The 24,154-nt window shown below is 64.9% G+C and carries 22 protein-coding genes and 3 tRNA genes; all 25 read right to left on the minus strand.

The window, feature by feature from the left end; translation table 11 throughout:
- Positions 1-111: 111 nt before the first annotated feature.
- A complete protein-coding gene (gene rpsO / locus AC5P99_RS05620; RefSeq protein ID WP_005410445.1) occupies positions 112-372 on the minus strand; it encodes a 30S ribosomal protein S15 in 261 nt (86 codons plus the stop codon).
- A 172-nt stretch (positions 373-544) separates the two neighbouring features.
- Positions 545-1,453 (minus strand): tRNA pseudouridine(55) synthase TruB, encoded by a 909-nt coding sequence (gene truB, locus AC5P99_RS05625; protein ID WP_005410446.1) that lies wholly within the window; start codon positions 1,451-1,453, stop codon positions 545-547.
- Between the two features lie 107 nt (positions 1,454-1,560).
- A complete protein-coding gene (gene rbfA, locus AC5P99_RS05630; protein WP_005410447.1) occupies positions 1,561-1,944 on the minus strand; it encodes a 30S ribosome-binding factor RbfA in 384 nt (127 codons plus the stop codon).
- A 132-nt stretch (positions 1,945-2,076) separates the two neighbouring features.
- Positions 2,077-4,722 carry a translation initiation factor IF-2 gene (gene infB / locus AC5P99_RS05635; protein ID WP_005410448.1) on the minus strand — a complete coding sequence of 882 codons (2,646 nt, stop codon included), beginning with the start codon at positions 4,720-4,722 and terminating at the stop codon, positions 2,077-2,079.
- 92 nt (positions 4,723-4,814) lie between these two features.
- Positions 4,815-6,326, minus strand: coding sequence for a transcription termination factor NusA (gene nusA, locus AC5P99_RS05640; protein ID WP_005410449.1), 1,512 nt, complete (start codon positions 6,324-6,326; stop codon positions 4,815-4,817).
- Positions 6,327-6,330: 4 nt separating this feature from the next.
- A complete protein-coding gene (gene rimP / locus AC5P99_RS05645) occupies positions 6,331-6,921 on the minus strand; it encodes a ribosome maturation factor RimP (protein ID WP_005410450.1) in 591 nt (196 codons plus the stop codon).
- A gap of 366 nt (positions 6,922-7,287) precedes the next feature.
- Positions 7,288-7,364: transfer RNA gene (locus AC5P99_RS05650), tRNA-Met, on the minus strand.
- Positions 7,365-7,446: 82 nt separating this feature from the next.
- Positions 7,447-7,523: transfer RNA gene (locus AC5P99_RS05655), tRNA-Met, on the minus strand.
- 129 nt (positions 7,524-7,652) lie between these two features.
- A complete protein-coding gene (gene nuoN, locus AC5P99_RS05660) occupies positions 7,653-9,113 on the minus strand; it encodes an NADH-quinone oxidoreductase subunit NuoN (RefSeq protein WP_005410451.1) in 1,461 nt (486 codons plus the stop codon).
- Positions 9,114-9,128: 15 nt separating this feature from the next.
- Positions 9,129-10,637 carry an NADH-quinone oxidoreductase subunit M gene (locus AC5P99_RS05665; RefSeq protein ID WP_005410452.1) on the minus strand — a complete coding sequence of 503 codons (1,509 nt, stop codon included), beginning with the start codon at positions 10,635-10,637 and terminating at the stop codon, positions 9,129-9,131.
- Positions 10,638-10,660: 23 nt separating this feature from the next.
- A complete protein-coding gene (gene nuoL, locus AC5P99_RS05670) occupies positions 10,661-12,820 on the minus strand; it encodes an NADH-quinone oxidoreductase subunit L (protein ID WP_495212973.1) in 2,160 nt (719 codons plus the stop codon).
- 7 nt (positions 12,821-12,827) lie between these two features.
- The gene (nuoK, locus tag AC5P99_RS05675) at positions 12,828-13,133 is read right to left on the minus strand and encodes an NADH-quinone oxidoreductase subunit NuoK (protein WP_005417921.1); all 306 of its coding nucleotides are present in this window, start codon (positions 13,131-13,133) and stop codon (positions 12,828-12,830) included.
- A complete protein-coding gene (locus AC5P99_RS05680; protein WP_123958847.1) occupies positions 13,130-13,786 on the minus strand; it encodes an NADH-quinone oxidoreductase subunit J in 657 nt (218 codons plus the stop codon). The genes nuoK and AC5P99_RS05680 overlap by 4 nt, the downstream gene beginning before the upstream one ends.
- Before the next feature lie 9 nt (positions 13,787-13,795).
- Positions 13,796-14,284 carry an NADH-quinone oxidoreductase subunit NuoI gene (nuoI, locus tag AC5P99_RS05685; RefSeq protein WP_005410456.1) on the minus strand — a complete coding sequence of 163 codons (489 nt, stop codon included), beginning with the start codon at positions 14,282-14,284 and terminating at the stop codon, positions 13,796-13,798.
- Positions 14,285-14,288: 4 nt separating this feature from the next.
- The gene (gene nuoH / locus AC5P99_RS05690) at positions 14,289-15,383 is read right to left on the minus strand and encodes an NADH-quinone oxidoreductase subunit NuoH (protein ID WP_005410457.1); all 1,095 of its coding nucleotides are present in this window, start codon (positions 15,381-15,383) and stop codon (positions 14,289-14,291) included.
- Positions 15,380-17,614 (minus strand): NADH-quinone oxidoreductase subunit NuoG, encoded by a 2,235-nt coding sequence (nuoG, locus tag AC5P99_RS05695; RefSeq protein WP_329753471.1) that lies wholly within the window; start codon positions 17,612-17,614, stop codon positions 15,380-15,382. Before nuoG ends, nuoH begins: the two co-directional genes overlap by 4 nt.
- Positions 17,611-18,951, minus strand: coding sequence for an NADH-quinone oxidoreductase subunit NuoF (nuoF, locus tag AC5P99_RS05700; protein ID WP_010486436.1), 1,341 nt, complete (start codon positions 18,949-18,951; stop codon positions 17,611-17,613). Before nuoF ends, nuoG begins: the two co-directional genes overlap by 4 nt.
- Before the next feature lie 4 nt (positions 18,952-18,955).
- Positions 18,956-19,483 carry an NADH-quinone oxidoreductase subunit NuoE gene (nuoE, locus tag AC5P99_RS05705; protein WP_005410460.1) on the minus strand — a complete coding sequence of 176 codons (528 nt, stop codon included), beginning with the start codon at positions 19,481-19,483 and terminating at the stop codon, positions 18,956-18,958.
- A gap of 97 nt (positions 19,484-19,580) precedes the next feature.
- Positions 19,581-20,888 carry an NADH-quinone oxidoreductase subunit D gene (locus tag AC5P99_RS05710; protein WP_014037950.1) on the minus strand — a complete coding sequence of 436 codons (1,308 nt, stop codon included), beginning with the start codon at positions 20,886-20,888 and terminating at the stop codon, positions 19,581-19,583.
- Positions 20,885-21,634, minus strand: coding sequence for an NADH-quinone oxidoreductase subunit C (locus tag AC5P99_RS05715; protein ID WP_005410462.1), 750 nt, complete (start codon positions 21,632-21,634; stop codon positions 20,885-20,887). The genes AC5P99_RS05710 and AC5P99_RS05715 overlap by 4 nt, the downstream gene beginning before the upstream one ends.
- Before the next feature lie 33 nt (positions 21,635-21,667).
- Positions 21,668-22,222 (minus strand): NuoB/complex I 20 kDa subunit family protein, encoded by a 555-nt coding sequence (locus AC5P99_RS05720; protein ID WP_005410463.1) that lies wholly within the window; start codon positions 22,220-22,222, stop codon positions 21,668-21,670.
- A complete protein-coding gene (locus tag AC5P99_RS05725; protein WP_005414075.1) occupies positions 22,213-22,569 on the minus strand; it encodes an NADH-quinone oxidoreductase subunit A in 357 nt (118 codons plus the stop codon). The genes AC5P99_RS05720 and AC5P99_RS05725 overlap by 10 nt, the downstream gene beginning before the upstream one ends.
- A 111-nt stretch (positions 22,570-22,680) precedes the next feature.
- Positions 22,681-22,765, minus strand: a tRNA-Leu gene (locus AC5P99_RS05730).
- Positions 22,766-22,816: 51 nt separating this feature from the next.
- The gene (gene secG, locus AC5P99_RS05735; protein ID WP_005410465.1) at positions 22,817-23,254 is read right to left on the minus strand and encodes a preprotein translocase subunit SecG; all 438 of its coding nucleotides are present in this window, start codon (positions 23,252-23,254) and stop codon (positions 22,817-22,819) included.
- Between the two features lie 31 nt (positions 23,255-23,285).
- Positions 23,286-24,041 carry a triose-phosphate isomerase gene (tpiA, locus tag AC5P99_RS05740; protein ID WP_005410466.1) on the minus strand — a complete coding sequence of 252 codons (756 nt, stop codon included), beginning with the start codon at positions 24,039-24,041 and terminating at the stop codon, positions 23,286-23,288.
- Between the last annotated feature and the right edge of the window lie 113 nt (positions 24,042-24,154).

The raw sequence follows: 24,154 nt of genomic DNA on the forward strand, positions 1-24,154 counted from the left end.
TCGGCGACCCTTGCCGCCAGCGGGTGGCCGGATCGTTCCGGCCTGAATCGGGGATTGCGGTACTACAAAACAAAACCGCGGCGCATCGCTGCGCCGCGGGGGATTCGTTGCTTAGCGACGCAGGCCAAGCTTCTCGATCAGGGCCTTGTAGCGCTCGACGTCCTTCTTCTTCAGGTAGTCGAGCAGGCTGCGACGGCGGTTGACCATCTGCAGCAGGCCGCGGCGGCTGTGGTGGTCCTTCTTGTGGGTCTTGAAGTGGCCGGTCAGCAGTTCGATGCGGGCGGTCAGCAGCGCAACCTGGACTTCCGGGGAGCCGGTGTCAGCCGAGCTGCGCTTGTTGTCTTCAATGACCTTCTGGGTGTCGATCGACATTTCTTTTTCTCTGTGATGCGTGGCCGGCAGGAACGCGCTTCGCGCACCGCCAGGCTCGCCGTGGACTACGAGGATGAAACCTGCGCCAGGCAGGCTGCCGGAAAACGGCCGCGAAATTGTAACGGCCGGGGGCGTCCGGGACAAGGACCGGGGCTGAACCGGCAGGCCCAGGTCAGAGGTTGAAACGACGCTGCGGGGCCAGCAGGCCGCTTTCGTCGACCTGGCCCAGGCCCTGGACAGCGTCGTCCGGACCAAACACCGCCACCAGGCCACGCGGCCAGGACAGATCGCGCTGGCGCTGGCCGACGCAGAAGCGGTGGGCCTGGTCGGCATCCAGGTCGACCCGCGGGTACTCGGCCAGGCCGGCCGCCAGCGGCAGCAGCAGCGCGTCCATGCCCGCCTCGTCACCCGCCTCGACCATCGCCCGCAGCTGGTCCAGGGTGACCATCACCGGCTCACGGAACGGCTCGACCCAGAGCCGACGCAGTGCGCTGATGTGGGCACCACAGCCCAGCGCCTCGCCCAGGTCGCGGGCCAGGCTGCGGATGTAGGTGCCGGAGCCGCAGGTCACGCGCAGCCGCAACCGTTCCGGCTGCTGCTCCAGCACCTCGATGGCATGTACCTGCACCTCGCGTTCGGGCGCTTCGATGACATCGCCGCGGCGGGCCTTCACATACAGCGGCTCACCGCCCTGCTTCAGCGCCGAATAGATCGGGGCACGCTGGCGGATGTTGCCGGTCAGCGCCGCCAGTGCGGCCTGCAGCGCTTCGGCACTGATGGCCGGCACCGGGCGCTGCAGCAGCACCTGGCCTTCGGCATCGTCGGTATCGGTGGTCTGGCCCAGAACGATCTCGGCGTCGTAGGCCTTGGCCGAGCCGAGTAGCAGGCCGGCGATCTTGGTTGCCTCGCCGAAGCACAGCGGCAGCAGGCCGGTGGCCAGCGGGTCAAGGCTGCCGGTGTGCCCCCCTTTCTCGGCGCGGAACAGGCGGCGGGCTACCTGCAGGGCGGCGTTGGAACTCATGCCGGTCGACTTGTCGAGCAGCAGGATGCCATCCAGGCGGCGGAACTGAATTCGGGTCATGGCAGAATTTTGTAGGGTCGAGCCATGCTCGACTGCCGCAGCGCGGTCTGCATCAGACATCGCGCAGCCGGAATGCAACAACGCCGGGCATGCCCGGCGCCACGCGGTTATTCTTCGTCGCTCTCGCGACGCTTCTCCGCGGCCAGCGTATCGGGCAGGTCGCGCAGGATGTTGTCGATGTGCTCACCACGGTCGACCGAGTCGTCGTAGTGGAAATGCAGCTCCGGCACGTGGCGCAGCTTCATCGCGCGTGCCAGGTCCATGCGCAGGCGGTAGCCCAGCTCCTTCAGGCCGGCCACGGCTTCGGCCGAACGTTCCGGCATCAGCGCGGTGACGAACACCTTGGCATGGGCCATGTCGCGGGTGATTTCCACGTCGGACACGCTCACCGAGGGCAACCCATGCTCGCGCACGGCGTTGTGCACCAGGGTGCCGAGTTCACGGCGCAGCTGGGCGGAGACACGGTCGGTTCGATGGAAAGTCTTGGGCACGAGGAGCTCTTGGTTCAGTTGTCGCCCGACCAACGGTCGGGCGCTACCTTTGATTCGATTGTCGCCCGACCAACGGTCGGGCGCTACAGGTCCATGGTGGGGCCCGACCGTTGGTCGGGCCACCTTGCAGCATTACAGGGTGCGCGGCACTTCGATACGCTCGAAGCACTCGATCTGGTCACCCGGCTTGACGTCGTTGTAGGCCTTCACCGCGATACCGCACTCGGTACCGTTGCGGACTTCCTCGACGTTCTCCTTGAAGCGACGCAGCGATTCCAGCTCGCCCTCGAAGATCACCACGCTGTCGCGCAGCACGCGGATCGGCTTGTTGCGCCTGACCACGCCCTCGATGACCATCGAGCCGGCAACGGCGCCCAGCTTGGAGCTGCGGAACACGTCGCGGACCTCGGCGATACCGATGATCTCTTCGCGGATCTCCACGCCCAGCAGACCGGAGGCCACCTGCTTCACCTGATCGATCACGTCATAGATGATCGAGAAGTAGCGCAGGTCCACGCCGTTGGATTCGATGATGCGACGGGCCGAAGCATCCGCACGCACGTTGAAGCCGATGACGGTGGCCTTCGAAGCGGCCGCCGAGTTGGCGTCCGATTCGGTGATGCCGCCCACGCCGGAGTGGATCACGTTGATGCGGATGTCTTCGTTGGACAGCGCCACCAGCGCCTGGCTGAGGGCCTGCACCGAACCCTGCACGTCGGCCTTGATGACCAGGTTGAGGACCTGCTGGCCCTCGCCCTTGCCCAGGGTCGCCATGATGTCTTCCATGCGGCTGCCGGCGGTGGCGACCAGGCGCGATTCACGGCGCTTGGTCTCACGCTGCTGGGCAACGTCCTTCGCCAGGCGCTCGTCCTCGACCACCACGAAGTCGTCACCGGCTTCCGGCACGCCGGACAGGCCCAGGACCTGCACCGGGATGGACGGGCCGGCGAACTCCGGCTGCTTGCCGGTTTCGTCGAACAGCGCACGCACGCGGCCGTACTGGATGCCGCACACCAGGTAGTCGCCCTTCTTCAGGCGGCCCTGCTGCACCAGCACGGTAGCGACCGGGCCGCGGCCCTTGTCCAGCGACGATTCGATCACCACGCCCGAGGCGCGGCCTTCGTCGACGGCCTTCAGTTCCAGCAGTTCGGCCTGGATCGAGATGGCGTCCAGCAGATCGTCGATGCCCAGGCCGGTCTTGGCCGAGATCTCCACCATCTGGGTGTCACCACCGAAATCTTCGGCCACGACCTGCTCGGACAGCAGTTCGTTCTTGACCCGCATCGGGTCGGCGTCGGACTTGTCGATCTTGTTGATCGCCACGATCAGCGGCACACCCGCCGAACGGGCGTGCTGGATCGCTTCCTTGGTCTGCGGCATGACGCCGTCATCGGCGGCCACGACCAGCACCACGATATCGGTCAGCTTGGCGCCGCGGGCACGCATCGAGGTGAAGGCAGCATGGCCCGGGGTATCCAGGAAGCTGATCACGCCCTTCGGCGTATCCACGTGGTAGGCACCGATGTGCTGGGTGATGCCGCCGGCTTCGCCGGTGGCGACCTTGGTGCGGCGGATGTAATCCAGCAGCGAGGTCTTGCCGTGATCGACGTGGCCCATGATGGTGACCACCGGCGGACGCTGGGTGGCTTCGCCCTGGTTTTCACCGGTCGAGGCCAGCAGTGCGTCTTCGGCGTCGTTGTCGTTGGCACGGATCGCCTTGTGGCCGAGTTCTTCGGTCACCAGCGCGGCGGTGTCGTGGTCGATGGACTGGGTGATGGTGGCCATCACGCCCATCTTGAACAGCGCCTTGACCACCTCGCCGCCCTTCAGCGCGAGCTTCTGCGCCAGGTCGGCCACGGTGATCGTGTCGCCGATCGCCACTTCACGCACCACCGGCGCGGTCGGACGCTCGAAGGCGTGCGGGCCGGCATTGTTGCCACCGCGCGACATGTCGCGACGGCCACCGGCCTGGTTACGGCCACCCGGCCGACCACGGGTGTTGCTGTTGTTGCTGTTGCCACGACGCGCACGGTCGGCAGCCGACAGGTGCATCTGGCCGGCGAAACGGTCGCCCGGGCCACGCTCGTTGCGCGGCGCGCTGCGGTTGTTGCGGTCGTCGTTGCGCGGCGGCGGCGGCGCACTGCGCGGCGCAGCCGGAGCGGCGGCCGGCGTGCGCGGCGGACGCGGCGCGGTTTCATCGATCGGAGCGCGCTTGGGCTTGGTGGCAGCCAGTGCCTCGGCAGCCTTGGCGGCGGCCGCAGCTTCCTCGGCAGCCTTCTTCTCGGCCTCTGCGCGTTCCTTGGCCGCAATCTCTTCCTCACGGGCACGGACGATGGCTTCGTCGCGCAGACGATCCTTCTCGGCCAGGGCCTGCTGTTCGGCGAGGTTGCGGGCGCGCGACTCTTCCAGCTTGCGCAGGATGTCGGCGCGCTCTTCGTCCGGCGTCATGGCGCGCGCACCATCCTTGACGTAGGTGCGCTTCTGGCGCACCTCGACATTCACGGTCGTCTTGCTGCGACCGGAATTGACCGTCACTTCCTGCTGCTTCCGGCGGTTGAGCGTGATCTTCTTTGCAGACTGATCGCTCTCTTCCGGGGCCTGCTCGGGCTTGCCGTGCGAACGACGAAGGAAGCCCAGGAGCTTCACCTTCTCGGAGCTGGTCACGACCTGGTCGGGACCGCTGAACTTCATGCCGGCACCGGCCAGCTGTTCCAGCAGTTTTTCGACCGGCGTGTTGACCAGTTCGGCAAGCTTGCGGATGGTGGTTTGCTGCGACATTCGGATCCTATGATCTTGTGGGCGCCCCCCCGCATCTGGAGGCGGCGCGGATTCTACGCCCTGAGCGGCTCAGGGCCCTGTTCATTGCCGGCTCATTCGCCGCGTTCCAGTCGGGCGATCTCTTCGGCACGGGCGGCCAGGATCAGCGCAGCGGCGCGCGCCTGATCCAGTCCTTCGATGCCGAAGTCCATGACCTCGTCGGCGGCCAGGTCGGACAGGTCCTCGCTGGTACGCACGCCGTGGCCGGCCAGCGCATATGCGGTGGCTTCGTCCATGCCCTTCAGGGACAGCAGGTCCTGCGCCGGCTGGCCGTCTTCAAGGCCTTCTTCGACTGCCAGGGCCTCATTGAGCAGCGCATCGCGGGCACGAGCGCGCAGCTCTTCGACGATGTCTTCGTCGAAACCTTCCACGGCCAGCAGTTCGCCGACCGGGACATACGCGATTTCCTCGACGGTGCCGAAGCCTTCGCTGACCAGGATGCCGGCGATTTCCTCGTCCACTTCCAGCTTGTCCATGAACAGCTGGCGGGCCGAAGCCTGCTCGGCCTCCGACTTGGCGGTGACCTGGTCCTGGGTCATCACGTTGAGCTGCCAGCCGGTCAGGCGGCTGGCCAGGCGCACGTTCTGGCCGCCCTTGCCGATCGCCTGGGCCAGGCGGTCTTCGGCAACGGCCAGGTCCATCGAGTGCTTGTCTTCATCGACGATGATCGACTGCACTTCGGCCGGCGCCATCGCGTTGATGACGAAGTTGGCCGGGTTGTCGTTCCACAGCACGATGTCCACGCGCTCGCCATTGAGCTCGTTGGACACGGCCTGCACGCGCGAACCGCGCATGCCGATGCAGGCACCGATCGGATCGGTGCGCTGGTCGTGGGCGAGCACGGCGATCTTGGCGCGGTCGCCCGGATCACGGGCGCAGGCCTTGATTTCCACCAGGCCCTGGCCGACTTCCGGCACTTCCAGCTTGAACAGCTCGATCATGAATTCCGGGGCGGCGCGGCTGATGAACAGCTGCGGGCCACGGGGTTCCGAACGGACTTCGGCCAGGTAGCCGCGCACGCGGTCACCGGCGCGCAGCACGTCGCGCGGAATGCCCTTGTCCTTCGGAATGAAGCCTTCGGCATTGCCACCGAGGTCGACATAGATGTTGCCGCGCTCGGCGCGCTTGACCACACCGGTGATCAGTTCGCCGACGCGATCCTTCCACGCATCCACGACCTGCTGGCGCTCGGCTTCGCGCACGCGCTGGACGATGACCTGCTTGGCGGCCTGGGCGGCGATGCGGCCGAAGTCCGGGTTCTCGATCTGCTCTTCGATGTAGTCGCCGACGTCCACGCCTTCGGCCTCGTCGACGGCGTCCATCAGGCGGATCTGGCGGTCCGGCGATTCCATGACCACGTCGTCGGCCACCACTTCCCAGCGGCGGAAGGTTTCGTAGCTGCCATCCTTGTGGTCGATGACCACGCGGGTCAGCACTTCCTCGTCGGGATAGCGCTTCTTCGCTGCCGAGGCCAGGGCGGCCTCGATGGCATCGAAGATCACTTCACGCGGCACGCCCTTCTCGTTGGCGACCGCGTCGACTACCAGCAACAGTTCCTTGCTCATTGGCTCACTCCGCGCGCGGCTTCTTTGCCGCCGGCTCGTTGGAAGAAGAATTCGTGTTCGGCTTCGGACGCTTCGGCGCCGGACCGGTCGGCTTGCTCGGGGCCAGCCCCAGCGCCACCCAGTCGGGCATGATCCGTGCCTTGTCGATGTTGTCGGCCGACACCACCACTTCGGTCTTGTCGACGATGAAGGTGATGGTGCCTGCGGCCTCGTCGGTTGCCTCGATACGGCCCTGCAGGCGACGACGGTTGTCCTGCGGCAGCTTCAGCGTGACCTTGGCCGATTCACCCTGGTGGCGAGCGAACTGCTCCAGGTTGAACAGCGGGCGATCCACGCCCGGCGAGGACACTTCCAGCGTGTAATTGCCGCTGATCGGGTCTTCGACGTCCAGCTGCGCCGACACTTCGCGGCTGACCCGCTCGCAGTCGTCGACATTGATGATGCGCTCGGGCTGTTCAGCCAGCGGCACGTCGATGTAAAGGCGCAGGGTCGCACCGCCGGGGGCCGGCAGATACTCAACGCCCAGCAGCTCCAGGCCCAGCGACACAACGGTCGGGGCGAGCAGATTCGCGATGTCGGTTGCCTTGTCGCTCACAGCCTGCCTTGATCTCTTGGTTGGGTGCCGGCCTTGGCCGGCGTGAAAACATGACGCCCCGGAAACGACAAAGGGCCCGCTGGGCCCCTTTTCCGGAAAAACTCCGGTGACTGGATTCCGGTTGCAACCTGCAGTGCCTGCCGGTTGCGGCCCTCCTTCCGGGTCCGGACTCCCGCCGGGAGGCCGCCTTCAGGGGTACTGCTAGGCCGCTGATGATAGCGGCTGCACCGCGCTGGTGCAAGGTGCGGACCTGGGGTCAGATCCCTTTCCCGCGGAAAAGGGAGCTGACCCCGATCATGCAGAAACGACGCAGTCGCCCAAAGAAAAACGCCTTCGAAGCAGGACCTCGAAGGCGATCTCTTTACTTGGTAGCGGGGGCAGGATTTGAACCTGCGACCTTCGGGTTATGAGCCCGACGAGCTGCCAGACTGCTCCACCCCGCATCAGAAGCGGAATTATGAGCGTTGGCTCCAAAAAATGCAAGCCTTCCCTCATTCATCAAACCGGTTGGCGCCGATCTGAAGTTGGTAGCGGGGGCAGGATTTGAACCTGCGACCTTCGGGTTATGAGCCCGACGAGCTGCCAGACTGCTCCACCCCGCACCGGAAGTGTTTGAACTGCTGCCCTGCTCTCTTTCAAGGAGGGCTACCGCAACGATGTTCTGGCTGAACCGCTGCAGTGACAACTCAGGCTGCGCATATTACACGAATCGCGCAGCTTTGTGTCAACTTTTATGCAAGATGCGCAAATGCCTGCTGGCACCAGACCATGATCGGGTTCCAGGCCAGGCCCAGCGCCAGCAGCGCCAGCGCGTTCACGCCCAGCACCAGGCCCAGCACGCGGTCGTTGCTGCGCGGCATGGCCTCGCCCACCGGCTCATCGAAGTACATGACCTTGATGACGCGCAGGTAGTAGAAGCAGCCGACCACGGCACACAGCACGCCGAGGATGGCCAGCCACAGCAGGCCACCGTTGACGGCCGCGCCCAGCACCGCCAGCTTGGTCCAGAAGCCCAGGAACGGCGGAATGCCGGCCAGCGACGCCATGATGCACAGCACCAGGCCGGCCATCCACGGGTTGCGGGCATTGAGGCCCTTGAAGTCCTCGATGTTCTCGGCTTCGAAACCGGCACGCGACAGCGCGATGATCGCGCCGAAGGCGGCGGTGGACATGATGGCGTAGGCCAGTGCGTAGAACAGCGCGGCGGCATAGCCCTGCGCGCCACCACCGGCGATGCCCATCAGCAGGAAGCCGATGTGCGAGACGGTGGAGAACGCCAGCATGCGCTTGAGGTTGCTCTGCGCGATGGCCATCAGGTTGCCGATGACCAGCGAGACCGCGGCCAGGCCGGCGATCAGCAGCTGCAGTTCAGTCGACAGCGGACCCACGCCCATTTCCAGCAGGCGGTAGGCCATGCCGAAGGCGGCCAGCTTCGGCGCCGAGCTGATGAACAGCGCGATCGGTGCCGGGGCACCCTGGTACACGTCCGGCAGCCACATGTGGAACGGTGCGGCACCCAGCTTGAAGGCGACGCCGGCGATCATGAACACCGCACCGGTGATCAGCAGCACGCGCTCTTCCGAGTGCGGGATGGCGTCACGGATGACGTCCAGGTGCAGGCTGCCGGTGGCGCCGTAGATCAGCGACATGCCGTACAGCAGCAGGCCCGAGGCCAGCGAACCCAGCACGATGTACTTCATCGCCGCTTCCGAGGCCAGACCGTTCTCACGGTTGCTGGCAACCAGTGCGTAGGAGCACAGCGCCAGCAGTTCCAGGCCCAGGTAGACCATCAGCAGGCTGCCGGCCGAGACCAGAATCATCATGCCGGCGGTGCCGAACAGGATCAGCACCGGGATCTCGCCCTGGAACAGGTTGCGGTCACGCAGGTAGCGCCAGCCGTAGACCAGGGTCAGGCCGCTGAGCAGCACGATCCCGGTCTTCATCACGTCCGCGGCGGTATCGCGCACGAACATGCCATGGAAGACCTCGCCCTGCCCGCCCACGCCGGTGGCCAGCATGAACAGCACCACGGCCAGCGCAGCGAGCGAGAACAGGTGGGTGACGATCTTGTTCCGGTTGCTGACGAACAGGTCGAGGATCATCAGGGCGAAGGCGCTGCCGATCAGCACCAGCTCGGGAGCGAGCGGTGGCAGGTCAGCGGCGGTCAATGGCAGCAGCGGCGAAGTGGTCATCATCAAATCCTGGAATTACAGCAGCTTGCTGGATGCGATCTGCATCGCCAGCTTCGCGATCGAGGGCTCCATCAGGTCGGTCAGCGGCTTGGGGTAGATGCCCAGGGCCAGCACGCCGATGGCGAACACGCCCAGCACCAGCCATTCGCGGCCGTTGATGTCCTTCAGTTCGGCCACGTGGCTGTTGGCCACTTCGCCGAAGAAGATGCGCTTGTACAGCCACAGGGTGTAGGCGGCGCCGATGATCAGGGTGGTGGCCGCGCCCAGTGCGATCCACGGATTACGCTGGAAGGCCGACAGGATGACCATGAACTCGCCGACGAAACCGCTGGTGCCCGGCAGGCCCGCATTGGCCATGAAGAACAGCATGGCGAAGGTGGCGAACCACGGCATCACGTTGACCACGCCGCCGTAATCGGCGATGCGGCGGCTGTGCATGCGGTCGTACAGCACGCCGACACAGGAGAACATCGCACCGGACACGAAGCCGTGCGAGATCATCTGCACCATGGCGCCCTGCAGGCCCAGGCGGGCAGCATCGGCGTTGCCTGCTTCACGCACCAGCCACAGGGCGATGAAGGTACCCAGGGTGACGAAGCCCATGTGCGCGATCGACGAATAGGCGATCAGCTTCTTCATGTCGTCCTGCACCAGGGCGACCAGGCCGACGTAGATCACCGCGATCAGCGACAGCGCGATCACCAGCCAGGCCCATTCCTGCGACGCGTCCGGGACGATCGGCAGGTTGAAGCGCAGGAAGCCGTAGCCACCGATCTTCAGGGCGATGGCGGCCAGGATCACCGAACCGGCGGTCGGCGCTTCCACGTGGGCGTCCGGCAGCCAGGTGTGGACCGGGAACATCGGCACCTTGACCGCGAAGGCGATTAGGAAGGCAAAGAAGATCCAGGTCTGTTCCTTGGCCGACAGCGGCAGCGCGTACAGGTCGGCCAGCTGGAAGCTGCCGCCCTTCATGTACAGGTAGATCAGCGCCACCAGCATCAGCACCGAGCCGAGGAAGGTGTACAGGAAGAACTTCAGTGCTGCGTAGATGCGGCGCGGGCCACCCCAGACACCGATGATCAGGAACATCGGGATCAGCATGGCTTCGAAGAACACGTAGAACAGCATCGCGTCCGTCGCGGCGAAGATGCCGACGGTGACGCCTTCCAGGATCAGGAAGGCCGCCACATACTGGTTGACGCGCTTGTCGATGGCGCTCCAGGCGCCGATCAGGGCAAGCACGCTGACCAGGGTAGTCAGCAGGATCAGCGCCACGGCAATGCCGTCCACGCCCAGGTTGTAGCCGATCTTGTACGCCGGGATCCAGGCATGGGTCTCGACGAACTGCAGGCCGTCGATGCCCGCGTTGTAGCCGCTCAGCAGCGAGAGGCTTGCAACGAAGGTGAGCACCGCGACGCCCAGCGACGCCCAGCGGGCAGTCTGTGCATCACGGATCGCAAGGATCAGGGCGCCACCGATGATCGGCAGCCAGATGAGGACACTGAGTAGAGGCCAGTTCGACACGTCTTCTTATTCCGTACAGGTCATCAACGCAGGTAATGCATCAGCACGCCCAGCAGGGCAATCAGGCCGATGATCATCGCGAAGGCGTAGTGATAGAGGAAACCGGATTGGGTACGACGCAGCACGCCGGCTGCAACGTCCACAACACGTGCCGAGAGATTGACCACGCCGTCGACGATGTTGCTGTCGATCCAGCGCGAGACCTTGCCCAGCTTGACGCTGCCACCGGCAAAGCCATCGATCCACAGCTTGTCGAAGCCGTACTTGTTTTCCAGCACCGAAACGATCGGGGCGAAGGTCTTGCGTGCCTTGCCCGAGAGGTCCGGCTTCCACAGGTAGAACAGCGCAGCCAGCAGGAAGCCCGCCAGGGTCAGCCAGAACGGCGGCAGCATCATGCCGTGCAGCGCGAACGCGACCGGGCCATGGAACTCTTCACCCAGGAACGCGACGGTGTTCTTGGCCGGATCGTAGAAGTCGACGATGCCGGTGAAGAACGTCTGTGCCTGGCCCTTGATCGCCTCGTGCGCATGGTTGCCGGCCCAGTCGGTGCCGTGCAGCATCGGACCGATGCTGAAGAAACCGATGGCGATCGACGGGATGGCCAGCAGGATCAGCGGCAGGGTCACCACCCACGGGGTTTCATGCGGTTCATGCGGACCGTGGCCATGGCCGTGGTCGTCATGGGCATCGCCATGGTGGGCTTCGGCGGCGTGGTGATCGTCATGGCCGTGGCCATGATCGTCGTGCGCGTCGCGGAAACGCTCCTTGCCGTGGAAGGTCATGAACAGCAGGCGGAAGCTGTAGAAGCTGGTCACCAGCACGCCACCCAGCACCGCCCAGTAGCCATAGGTGGCCACCCAGCTGTTCTGCATGTGGGCGTGGATCTCGGCCGCCTCGATGATCGTGTCCTTCGAGTAGAAGCCGGAGAAGAACGGCGTACCAACCAGGGCCAGCGTACCGATCCACATGGTGATGAAGGTGATCGGCATGTATTTGCGCAGGCCGCCCATCTTGCGCATGTCCTGCTCGTGGTGCATCGCGATGATGACCGAGCCGGCGCCCAGGAACAGCAGGGCCTTGAAGAAGGCGTGGGTCATCAGGTGGAACACGGCGGCCGAGTAGGCCGACACGCCCAGGGCGACGGTCATGTAGCCCAGCTGCGACAGGGTCGAGTACGCGACCACGCGCTTGATGTCGTTCTGCACGATGCCGATCAGGCCGGTGAAGAACGCGGTGGTGGCACCGATGAACAGCACGAAGTTCAGCGCGGTCTGCGACAGCTCGAACAGCGGCGACATGCGGGTGACCATGAAGATACCGGCGGTCACCATCGTCGCGGCGTGGATCAGTGCCGAGATCGGGGTCGGGCCTTCCATCGAGTCCGGCAGCCACACATGCAGCGGGACCTGGGCCGACTTGCCCATGGCACCGATGAACAGGCAGATGCAGATGACGGTGGCGATCGACCAGATCACCGGCTCGTTCAGCAGCTGCATGCCCAGGATCGTGCCGTCCCAGATCTGCAGCTGGGCGCGCGGGTCAGCCAGCATGCCGGCCTGCGAGAACACCTGCGAGTAGTCCAGGGTGCCGAACACCCACAGCACGCCGGCGATGCCCAGCAGGAAGCCGAAGTCACCGACGCGGTTGACCAGGAACGCCTTCATGTTGGCGAAGATCGCGGTCGGGCGCTTGAACCAGAAGCCGATCAGCAGGTACGACACCAGGCCCACCGCTTCCCAGCCGAAGAACAGCTGCAGGAAGTTGTTGCTCATCACCAGGGTGAGCATCGAGAAGGTGAACAGCGAGATGTAGCTGAAGAACCGCTGGTAGCCCGGATCGTCCTGCATGTAGCCGATCGTGTAGATGTGGACCAGCAGCGACACGAAGGTCACCACCACCATCATCATCGCGGTCAGCTTGTCGACCATGAAGCCGACGTGCGCCGAATACTGGCCCACTTCGAAGAACGTGTAGATGTTCTGGTTGAACGGCTGCGCACCGCCCCACAGCAGCTGGTAGAGCGTGTACATCGACAGGCCGCAGGCCACCGCGACGCCGAGGATGGTGATGGTCTGCGCGCCGAAGCGCTTGACCTGGCGACCGAACAGGCCGGCGATGATGCTGCCGAACAGCGGTGCAAGCACCACTGCGATCAACAGACTCTTGGAGAGAGTGATTTCCATCTGTGGATCAGCCCTTCAACGAATCGACTTCGCCGACATTGATCGTGCGGCGTGTACGGAACAGGGTCACCAGGATCGCCAGGCCGATGGCGGCTTCCGCGGCGGCGACGGTCAGGATGAAGAACACGAACAGCTGGCCGGACGGATCGCCCAGCTGACGCGAGAAGCCGACGAAATTGATGTTCACCGACAGCAGCATCAGTTCGATCGACATCAGCAGGACGATGACGTTCTTCCGGTTGAGGAAGATGCCGGCCAGGCTGATGGCGAACAGCACCGCGCCCAGCGCGAGGATATGGCCAAGGGTGATCACGGCTGGGTCTCCTCGCCGGCGACCGGCTTGCTGTTGCTGTGCACGACCGGTGCTTCGGCACCCATCTTGACCATGCGCAGGCGCTGGCCGGCCTTGACCATGGTCTGCTCGCCCGGGTTCTGGCTCTTCACGCCGGTACGGCGACGCAGGGTCAGCATCACGGCGGCAACCACGGCCACGGTCAGGATGACGGCGGCGAACTCGAACGGCAGCAGGTACTCGGTGAACAGCGTGCGTGCCAGCCAGGTGATGTTGGAGCTGTCGGCGGCGACCGCAGCGGCGTTGTCGGCCGGGAACGGAGTGACCGCCCTGCCCTTCACGCCGATCAGGATCAGCATCTGCACCAGCATCGCCACTGCCACGATCAGGCCGACCGGCAGGTAGCGCACCCAGCCCTCACGCATCTTGGTGGGATCGATGTCCAGCATCATCACCACGAACAGGAACAGCACCATCACCGCGCCGACGTAGACCAGCACCAGCGCCACGCCGAGGAACTCGGCGCCCACCAGCAGCCACACGCAGGCAATGGAGAAGAAGGTCAGCACCAGGCACAGCACTGCATGCACCGGGTTGCGCACGCTGATCACCGCACCGGCCGAAACCGTTGCCGCGATGGCGAACACCCAGAAAGCGATATTTACCCAATCCATCTCTCGACCTCAGCGGTAAGCGGCATCGGCGGCACGACGCTCGGCGATCTCGTTTTCGAGACGATCGCCAAGGGCCAGCAGCTGCGGCTTGGTAACGATGTTTTCGCCACGGTTCTCGAAGTGGTACTCGAGGATGTGGGTTTCGACGATCGAGTCCACCGGGCAGCTTTCTTCGCAGAAGCCGCAGAAGATGCACTTGAACAGGTCGATGTCGTAGCGGGTGGTGCGGCGGGTGCCGTCCTCACGCTTGGCCGAGTCGATGGTGATGGCCAGGGCCGGGCACACCGCTTCGCACAGCTTGCAGGCAATGCAGCGCTCTTCGCCGTTGGGGTAACGGCGCAGCGCGTGCAGGCCACGGAAGCGCGGCGACTGCGGGAACTTCTCCATCGGGTACATCATCGTGTACTTCGGCTTGAAGCTGTACTTCAGCGTCAGCCAGAGGCCCGCCAGCAGTTCGAGCAGCAGCAGGCTCTTGAAGTAATGGGTAATCCTGTTCATCACTTTAGACGCCCTTTTGAATCACGCCGAAGAACACCATGACGGCGGTAACCGCGATCCACAGAATGGCCAGCGGGATGAAGACCTTCCAGCCCAGGCGCATGATCTGGTCGTAGCGGAAGCGCGGGAAGCTGGCACGGAACCAGATGTAGGCACTGGCGAAGAAGAACACCTTGACGAACAGCCACGGTGCACCGCCCTTCCAGATCCAGTCGACCAGCGGCGAGACATCGCCGAAGTTGACCCAGCCCTGGACCGGGCTCAGCCAGCCGCCGAGGAAGAAGATCGAGATCAGGAAGCTGATCAGGATCATGTTCGCGTATTCGGCCAGGAAGAACAGCGCGAAGGCACCGCCGGAGTATTCGACCATGTGGCCGGCGACGATTTCCGATTCGCCTTCCACCACGTCGAACGGCGCGCGGTTGGTTTCAGCCACGCCCGACACCCAGTAGATGACGAACAGCGGGAACAGCGGCAGCAGGAACCAGTCGAAGAAGCCGGAGCTGCCGGCCTGCGCCATCACGATATTGCTCAGGTTCAGGCTGCCAGCGGCGATCATCACGCCGACCAGGGCGAAGCCCATGGCGATTTCGTAGCTGATCATCTGCGCCGAGGCGCGCATGGCACCCAGGAACGCGTACTTCGAGTTGGACGCCCAACCGGCCAGGATGATGCCGTAGATGCCCAGCGAGGTCATCGCCAGCAGGTAAAGCAGGCCGGCGTTGGCATTGGACAGCACGATCTGCGAATCGAAGGGGACCACCGACCAGGCCGCGAAGGCCGGGGCCAGGGTGATCAGCGGTGCCAGCAGATAGATCGCCTTGTTGGCGCTGCTCGGCTGGACCACTTCCTTGAACAGCAGCTTGAAGACGTCGGCGAAGGCCTGGAAGATGCCCATGCCCACGTACATCGGGCCGTGGCGGACGTGCATCCAGCCGATCAGCTTGCGTTCCCAGACCACGTAGAAGGCCACCGAGATGATCACCGGAACGGTGATCACCAGGATCTTCAGGATGATCCAGATCAGCGCGCCGATGTCACCGAGGCCAAGCAGCCACTGGTGCAGCGGGTCGACCGCGTTCAACAGCAATTCGTTCATGCAGCCACCACCGTTACGCGAGCGGCACCCAGCGGCGCGGTCGCGCCGTGGCCCGATTCAATCCAGACCGAACCCGCAGCGACGCGGGCGTCGACCACCACCGGCAGGGTGGCCTTGCCGGCATCGGTGCCGACCTTGGCCATCTGCCCTTCCTGCAGCTGCAGGCGAGCGGCATCTTCAGCGTTCAGCACGATGCGCGGGGCGTTGTTGAGCGGATGCGACTGCAGCGCCGGGGCGCGACGGACCACCGCATCGGTGCGGTAGATCGCGGCGGTCGAAGCCACTTCCAGGCCTTCGCCGGCAATCACCGGCTGCGCCGAAGCGGCAACGGTGACCGACACCGGGGCCAGGCTGGCACGCAGGCCGGCCAGGTCGGTGAAGTCGAAACCGGCCAGCGCCATGTCGCCGCCCAGTGCGCGCAGCACGCGCCAGCCTTCACGGGCCTCGCCCGGCAGCTTGCCGCCGGCACGGGCCGACTGCTCGCGACCATCGAGATTGGTCAGGGTGGCGTCGATTTCCGGCAGCGCACCGATCGGCAGGATCACGTCGGCGACGTCGCGGGTCGAGGCACAGGCGAACTGGCTGAAGGCCACCACCTGGGCACCGGCCAGCGCCTTGCGCGCGGCAGGTGCATCGGCGAAATCCAGGCCCGGCTCCAGGCCGTACACCACGTAGGCCTGGCGCGGCTGCGCCAGCATCGCGGCGACGTCCTTGCCCGCCGGCAGCACGCCGGCGCGGGTCAGGCCCACGGCGTTGGCGCCCTGCGGGATGCGGCACAGCTTGGCACCGGTGGCGGCGGCGAAGTCACGCGCGGCGGCGCGGATGGCGGCAGCCTGCGGGTGGTTCTCGGCGATGCCACCAACGATCAGCACGGTGTTGTTGCCGCCCTGCACGGCCGAACGCAGCTCGGCGCTGGCCAGCGCGTCGACGAACTTCGACGGCGCGACGATCTGCTTGCCGGCGATGCTGAAAGCGAAGTCGAAGTCCACCGGATTGACGACGTGGATCTTCGCGCCCTTGGTGGTCTGCGCCTTGCGCAGGCGGGCGTGCAGCAGCGGCAGTTCGTGGCGGATGTTGCTGCCCAGAACGACGATGCGGTCGGCGCCTTCGATCTCGGCCAGCGGCAGGCCGAACACTTCGGCGGTTGCGGCGTCGGAGAAATCGCGGTTGTTGATGCGGTGGTCGATGTTGCTCGAGCCCAGGCCCTTGGCCAGGCGGGCCAGCAGCGCGCCCTCCTCGTTCGAGGTGGACGGGTGCACCAGCACGCCCAGGTTGTCGCCCTGGTTGGCCTTGAGGATCTCGGCGGCAGCAGCCAGGCCTTCGGTCCAGCTCACTTCCTTCCACTCGCCATTGACCTTGCGCAGCGGCTTGACCGCACGGTCTTCGCTGTACAGGCCCTGGTGCGAGTAGCGGTCACGGTCGGACAGCCAGCACTCGTTCACCGCTTCGTTGTCGCGCGGCACGGTGCGCAGCACTTCGCCGCGACGCACGTGCAGGAACAGGTTCGAACCCATCGCGTCGTGGTAACCCAGCGACTCGCGCGCGGTCAGTTCCCACGGGCGGGCGCGGAACTGGAACACCTTGTTGGTCAGTGCGCCGACCGGGCAGACGTCGACGACGTTGCCGGACAGTTCGGTGGTCAGCGGCTTGCCGTCGAAGGTACCGATCTGCAGGTTCTCACCGCGGTACATGCCACCCAGTTCGTAGGTACCGGCGACGTCGGCGGTGAAGCGGACGCAGCGGGTGCACTGGATGCAGCGGGTCATCTCGGTGGCGACCAGCGGGCCCATGTCCTCGTCCGGCACCACGCGCTTGCGCTCGTTGAAGCGGCTGACCGAACGGCCATAGCCCAGCGACACGTCCTGCAGCTCGCACTCGCCGCCCTGATCGCAGATCGGGCAGTCGAGGGGGTGGTTGATGAGCAGGAACTCCATCACCGAGCGCTGGAACTTCAGTGCCTTCTCGCTGCGGGTGGCGACCTTCATGCCATCCATCACCGGAGTGGCGCAGGCCGGCGCCGGCTTCGGCGACTTTTCCACGTCCACCAGGCACATGCGGCAGTTGGCGGCGATCGGCAGCTTCTCGTGGTAGCAGAAGCGCGGAATCGAAATGCCGGCCTTGTCGGCCGCCTGGATGATCATCGAACCCTTGGGCACGACCAGCGACTTGCCATCGATTTCGATGGTCACGTGATCCGGTGGCACGTTCGGGTTTACGGGTTGCGCGCTCATGCGGCGGCTGCCTCCACCTTCTTGCCGTCAACCATCGAATGACCGTTGACGATGTAGTACTCGAATTCGTCCCAGAACTGGCGCAGGAAGCCCTGGATGGGCCATGCAGCCGCTTCACCGAACGCACAGATGGTGTGGCCTTCGATCTGGCCGGCCACCGCCTTCAGCTGGTGCAGGTCTTCCATCGTGGCCTTGCCGGCGACGATGCGCTCCAGCACGCGGTGCATCCAGCCGGTGCCCTCACGGCACGGGGTGCACTGGCCACAGGATTCCTTGTGGAAGAACTGGCTGATGCGGCAGGCGAACTTGACGCAGCAGACGCTGTCGTCGAGCACCACGATCGCGCCCGAACCCAGGCCGGAGCCCAGCGCGCGGATGGTGTCGTAGTCCATCGGCAGGTCCTTCAGCTCGGCCGCGGTCAGCACCGGCATCGACACGCCGCCCGGGATCGCGCCCTTCAGCGTGCGGCCCGGACGCAGGCCACCGGCCATTTCCAGCAGGTCGTGGAATTTGGTGCCGAGCGGCACTTCGAAGTTGCCGCCATTCTGCACGCAGCCGGACACCGAGAAGCACTTCGGACCGCCGTTGGCGGTCAGGCTCAGGCCCTTGAACCACTCCGGACCGTTGCGGATGATCGCCGGCACCGAACCATAGGTTTCGGTGTTGTTGATCGTCGACGGCTTGCCATACAGGCCGAAATTGGCCGGGAACGGCGGCTTGTAGCGCGGCTGGCCCTTCTTGCCCTCCAGCGATTCCATCAGCGCGGTTTCTTCGCCGCAGATGTACGCGCCGGCGCCCAGCGCGCCGTAGATGTCGATGTCCACGCCGCTGCCGAGGATGTTCTTGCCCAGCCAGCCGTTCGCATAGGCGTCGGCCAGGGCCTGCTCGAAGTGCTCGAACGGCTCGTGGTGGAACTCACCGCGCAGGTAGTTGTAACCCACGGTCGAACCGGTGGCGTAGCAGGCGATCGCCATGCCTTCCACCACCGAATGCGGGTTGTAGCGCAGGATGTCGCGGTCCTTGCAGGTGCCCGGCTCGGATTCGTCCGAGTTGCAGAGGATGTACTTCTGCATGTTGCCCTTGGGCATGAAGGACCACTTCAGGCCGGTCGGGAAGCCTGCGCCACCGCGGCCGCGCAGGCCCGAGGCCTTGACCATCTCGATGACCTGCTCCGGCGGGATCTTCTCTTCGAGGATCTTGCGCAGGGCGGCGTAGCCACCGGTCTTCAGGTAGCTTTCGTACGACCACGGGGTGTCGTAATGCAGGGTGGTATAGACCACCTGGTGCGGCAGCGGCGCGGGGCCGACCGGACCCTTGGATTCGTGGTGATGTGCCATGCCCTTACTCCAGCCCGTCCAGCAGCTCGTCGACCTTTTCCAGGGTCAGACGCTCATGGTAGTGACCGTTGATGACCATCATCGGCGCGCCACCGCAGCCAGCCAGGCACTCTTCCTCGCGCTTGAGGTAGACGCGGCCGTCCGGGGTCGATTCACCGTGCTTGATGCCCAGCTTCTTCTCGCAATGGCGGACGATGTCCTCGGCGCCATTGAGCCAGCAGCTGATGTTGGTGCAGATGGCCACGTTGTTGCGGCCGACCTTCTCGGTCTCGAACATCGAGTAGAAGCTGGCGACCTCGTAGGCCCACACCGGCGGCAGATCAAGGTACTTGGCCACGCCGGCGATCAGCTCGTCGGTCAGCCAGCCCTGGTTCTGCTCCTGGGCCGCATGCAGGCCCTGCAGCACGGCAGAGCGCTTGCGGTCCGGCGGGAACTTGGACAGCCAGTGATCGATGTGAGCGCGGGTCTTGTCGCTCAGCACCACCATCGGGTCGACGTCGCGCGCCGCCTCGAAATTACCTGTCGCCTTCATCGGCCGACCTCAGCGAAATGCATAACGTGAAATTCCAGAAACTGCGGCGCCGGCTTGCGCCGGCTGCCTGCAGCGGGCGTTGGCGTGGCGGACGGCATTACCGGTCAACCTCGCCGAACACCAAGTCGTAGGTGCCGATCATCGCCACCACGTCGGCCAGCATGTGGCCGCGCACGATCGAATCGATCGAGGACAGGTGGGCGAAGCCCGGCGCACGCAGGTGCACGCGGAACGGCTTGTTGGCGCCATCGGAGACCAGGTAGCAGCCGAATTCGCCCTTCGGGGCTTCCACCGCCGAGTAGGTCTCGCCGGCCGGCACGCAGTAGCCTTCGCTGAACAGCTTGAAGTGGTGGATCAGCGCTTCCATGTCGTCCTTCATGTCCTCGCGCTTGGGCGGAGCGACCTTGAAGTTCTTCACCATCACCGGGCCCGGGTTGGCCTTCAGCCACGCCACGCACTGCTTGATGATGCGGTTGGACTCGCGCATTTCGGCAACGCGGACCAGGTAGCGGTCGTAGCAGTCGCCTTCCTTGCCCAGCGGGATGTCGAAATCGACGGCATCGTACTTGGCGTACGGGCGCTTCTTGCGCAGGTCCCAGGCGACGCCCGAGCCACGCAGCATCACGCCGGTCATGCCCCACTGGTGCGCCAGTTCCGGCGTCACCACGCCGATGCCGACGGTACGCTGCTTCCAGATACGGTTGTCGGTCAGCAGGGTTTCGTATTCGTCGATGCGCTTGGGGAACTCGACGGTGAAGTTCTCCAGGAAGTCCAGCAGCGAGCCCTCGCGCGAAGCATTGAGCTGCTTCAGCGCCTTGCCCTTGTGCCAGCGCGACTCCTTGTACTTCGGCATGTGGTCCGGCAGGTCGCGGTAGACACCGCCCGGACGGTAGTACGCCGCGTGCATGCGTGCGCCGGAGACTGCTTCATAGCAATCCATCAGCTCTTCGCGCTCGCGGAAGGCGTACAGCATCACCGCCATCGCACCCAGGTCGAGCGCGTTGGAGCCCAGCCACATCAGGTGGTTGAGGATGCGGGTGATCTCGTCGTACATGGTGCGGATGTACTGCGCACGCTCCGGCGCCTCGATGCCCATCAGGGTCTCGATCGCGCGCACGTAGGCGTGCTCGTTGCACATCATCGACACGTAATCCAGTCGATCCATGTAACCGATCGACTGGTTGAACGGCTTGGACTCGGCCAGCTTTTCGGTACCACGGTGCAGCAGACCCACGTGCGGGTCGGCGCGCATGATGGTTTCACCGTCCATTTCCAGGATCAGGCGCAGCACACCGTGAGCGGCCGGATGCTGCGGGCCGAAGTTCATGGTGTAGTTGCGGATTTCCTGCCGGCTTTCGGCGGCGTTGCTGGCGAATGCTTCGCCGGCCTGGTGTACGTGGCTCACTTCACTGCCTCCTGCGCGCGCTCACCTTCTGCGGTCTGCAGACGGGCGTCGTCGCGGATCACGCGCGGCACGCCGACGCGCGGCTCCACCGAGGTGACCGGTTCGTAGATCACGCGCTTCTTTTCTTCGTCGTAGCGGACTTCGACATTGCCGATCAGCGGGAAGTCCTTGCGGAACGGATGGCCGACGAAACCGTAGTCGGTCAGGATCCGGCGCAGGTCCGGGTGGCCTTCGAAGATCACGCCGTACAGGTCGAACGCTTCGCGCTCGAACCAGTTCAGGCCCGGCCAGATGCCGGTCAGCGAGGACACCACCGGCAGTGCTTCGTCAGGGGCGAAGCAGCGCAGGTGCATCATCAGGTTGTGCTGGTACGAGCGCAGCTGGGCGACCACGGCGAAACGCTGGGTCGGCATGTGCTGCGGGCGGGCACCGTCGGCACCGTTTTCCTCGGTGGGGAACTCACCCCACGCGAAACGGCCCTGGGCCTTGCCTTCGACGCCACGGCTGAAGCCCTGCGAGGACACGTCGGCGGTGTCCCATTCGTCGGAGCCATAACCCAGGTAATCGACGCCGCAGAGATCCACGGCCTGCTCGAAACCAAACTCGTCACGCAGCGCCAGGGCGGTGGCGTGCCACTCGGCGGCAGGCACTTCCAGCGTCACTTCGCCGCGGGGTTCGACCACGATGACCTTCGCACCAGCGAAACGTGCGGAGAGTCGGTCGATGAAGGATGCTTGCTCTGCCATGGGGGCTTGGCGCGCTCTTGTCAGGTGAAGGGGTCAGCGGGCGATGGTCTGTGTACGCCAGATCTTCTTCTGCAGCTGCAGGATCCCGTACACCAGCGCCTCGGCGGTCGGCGGGCAACCCGGGACGTAGACGTCCACCGGCACCACGCGATCACAGCCGCGCACGACAGAATAGGAGTAGTGGTAATAGCCGCCACCATTGGCGCAGCTACCCATCGAGATGACCCACTTCGGGTCCGGCATCTGATCGTAGACCTTGCGCAGCGCCGGGGCCATCTTGTTGACCAGGGTACCGGCCACGATCATCACGTCGGACTGGCGCGGCGACGGGCGGAACACCACGCCGTAGCGGTCAAGGTCCAGGCGCGCGGCGCCGGCGTGCATCATCTCGACCGCGCAGCAGGCCAGACCGAAGGTCATCGGCCACATCGAGCCGGTGCGCGCCCAGTTCAGCAGTGCATCGACGCTGGTGGTGACGAAGCCCTTTTCCAGCAGCGGGTTGTCGCCTTCCGGCCGCAGGATGTCATCAACCCGGCCTTCCGGCGTGGGGTTGTTCATGAGGCCATCGAGAGTCTGAATCACTCCCATTCCAGCGCTCCCTTCTTCCAGACGTAAATGAAACCGAGGAACAGCATGCCGACGAACAGGCCCATGGTGACGAGCGAACGCGCGCCCAGCTCCATGAAGACCTGGGTCCACGGCACGATGAAGATGATTTCCAGGTCGAAGACGATGAACTGGATCGCGATCAGGTAGTAGCGCACGTCGAACTTCATGCGCGCGTCTTCGAAGGCCTCGAAGCCGCACTCGTACGGCGACAGCTTTTCCAGATCGGGGCGGCGGGGACCGAGGAATCGACCAACCAGCATCAGCGTAATGCCGATACCGGTGGCAACGATCAGAAACAGCAGAGACGGCAAATATTCGGCCAGCACAGCGATTCTCTCTTGCCTCTGCCGCTGCGCCTGCAGGCGCTTTGGCATGGGGGAGTGGACGGAAATCTACCTGGCGCCTTGCGCGCCAGGCGAACCCGCTTTACTTACAAATGGTGCCCAAGAGGGGACTCGAACCCCTACGACCTAAGTCGCTACCACCTCAAGGTAGTGCGTCTACCAATTCCGCCACCTGGGCAAACGATCACATCAGACTATCTTCCCGATGCGCCGCGTATTGTAACCGGCTTCAGTGTTTCTGGGAGCCTTCCGAAGGCTTTTCTTCACCAGAAACCGAAGATTCCGCCTGAGCCGGCACATTCGCGGCCGGAACCGGGGCGGCCGGGACCGCATCAGCCTTCGGAACGGCCGGCAATTCGCCTGCCGGAGCCGCCGGAGCGACCGCCGCCGGGGCGGACATCAAGCCCAGATCCTGGTCGGCCGCCGGACGGCTGCCATGACCGGCATACCAGGCCATGAAGAGGCTGATGCCGAAGAACACGACGGCCAGCCACTTGGTCGACTTGGACAGGAAGTTCGAGGCGCCACGCGCACCGAACACCGTACCCGAGGCGCCGGCACCAAAGCCCGAACCCGCCGCCGCACCCGAGCCGCGCTGCATCAGGATCAGCGCGATCATGGCCACAGCGACCAGCACGTAGACGACATTGAGGATCAACATCAGCATTGGAAACCGCCCTCGGACAATACTTCTAGGATTAGTTCGCGGCCGCCGCCCTTGCGATGGCCAGGAAGTCCGCGGCCACCAGGGAGGCGCCGCCGACCAGCCCACCATCGACATCCGGCTGCGCGAACAGTTCCCCGGCATTGTCGGGCTTCACGCTACCGCCGTAAACAATGGGCAGTGAATCAGCGATTCTAGCATCGATACGCGCGACTTCGCCACGGATGAACGCGTGCACCTGCTGTGCCTGCTCCTTGGTGGCGGTACGGCCGGTACCGATGGCCCAGACCGGCTCATAGGCGACCACCGCCTGGGCGAAACCGGCCGCGCCGACCAGCTCCAGCACCGGTGCCAGCTGGCTGGCGATGACCGCTTCGGTCTGCCCGGCCTCGCGCTGTTCCAGGGTCTCGCCCACGCACAGCACCGGCACCAGGCCGGCGTGCTGGGCGGCGGCGAACTTGCGCGCGACCAGCTCGCTGCTCTCATGGTGGTACTGGCGGCGCTCGGAATGGCCGACCAGGCCATAGCGGGCCCCGACCTCGACCAGCATGGCCGCGCAGACCTCGCCGGTGTAGGCGCCCTTCTCGTTGCTGCTCACGTCCTGCGCGCCAAAGGCCAGGCCGGTCTCGCCGAAGTCCTCGACCAGCTCGCCCAGGTACGGCAGCGGCGGCAGGATCACCACGTCCACCCCCTCCAGCGGCAGCCCGGCAGCCACCTGCCCCAGCAGTTCATTGGCGAATTGACGGCTGCCATGCAGCTTCCAGTTTCCGGCGACGATCTTGCGGCGCATGAGCGGGTGGCTCCTGTGTGAAGTCAGCCGGTCATGATACCCGCTGCGGCAAAAATCCGTTTCCTTGTAAGCGGTTACATGGATTTTCAGCCAACGGCGCAGCCCCTCGTGGC

The sequence above is a fragment of the Stenotrophomonas sp. YJH_SMC_80 genome, from assembly GCF_059372495.1.

Bases quoted from the DNA above. Each gene is read 5' to 3' on its own strand.
- nuoN (WP_005410451.1), bottom strand. From the start codon at position 9,113: ATGACCACTTCGCCGCTGCTGCCATTGACCGCCGCTGACCTGCCACCG.
- rpsO (WP_005410445.1), bottom strand. From the start codon at position 372: ATGTCGATCGACACCCAGAAGGTCATTGAAGACAACAAGCGCAGCTCG.
- truB (WP_005410446.1), bottom strand. From the start codon at position 1,453: ATGACCCGAATTCAGTTCCGCCGCCTGGATGGCATCCTGCTGCTCGAC.
- nusA (WP_005410449.1), bottom strand. From the start codon at position 6,326: ATGAGCAAGGAACTGTTGCTGGTAGTCGACGCGGTCGCCAACGAGAAG.
- secG (WP_005410465.1), bottom strand. From the start codon at position 23,254: ATGCTGATGTTGATCCTCAATGTCGTCTACGTGCTGGTCGCTGTGGCC.
- AC5P99_RS05715 (WP_005410462.1), bottom strand. From the start codon at position 21,634: ATGGCAGAGCAAGCATCCTTCATCGACCGACTCTCCGCACGTTTCGCT.
- tpiA (WP_005410466.1), bottom strand. From the start codon at position 24,041: ATGCGCCGCAAGATCGTCGCCGGAAACTGGAAGCTGCATGGCAGCCGT.
- nuoG (WP_329753471.1), bottom strand. From the start codon at position 17,614: ATGAGCGCGCAACCCGTAAACCCGAACGTGCCACCGGATCACGTGACC.
- AC5P99_RS05680 (WP_123958847.1), bottom strand. From the start codon at position 13,786: ATGGATTGGGTAAATATCGCTTTCTGGGTGTTCGCCATCGCGGCAACG.
- nuoF (WP_010486436.1), bottom strand. From the start codon at position 18,951: ATGGCACATCACCACGAATCCAAGGGTCCGGTCGGCCCCGCGCCGCTG.
- nuoL (WP_495212973.1), bottom strand. From the start codon at position 12,820: ATGGAAATCACTCTCTCCAAGAGTCTGTTGATCGCAGTGGTGCTTGCA.
- nuoI (WP_005410456.1), bottom strand. From the start codon at position 14,284: ATGAACAGGATTACCCATTACTTCAAGAGCCTGCTGCTGCTCGAACTG.
- infB (WP_005410448.1), bottom strand. From the start codon at position 4,722: ATGTCGCAGCAAACCACCATCCGCAAGCTTGCCGAACTGGTCAACACG.
- AC5P99_RS05720 (WP_005410463.1), bottom strand. From the start codon at position 22,222: ATGGGAGTGATTCAGACTCTCGATGGCCTCATGAACAACCCCACGCCG.
- nuoE (WP_005410460.1), bottom strand. From the start codon at position 19,483: ATGAAGGCGACAGGTAATTTCGAGGCGGCGCGCGACGTCGACCCGATG.
- nuoH (WP_005410457.1), bottom strand. From the start codon at position 15,383: ATGAACGAATTGCTGTTGAACGCGGTCGACCCGCTGCACCAGTGGCTG.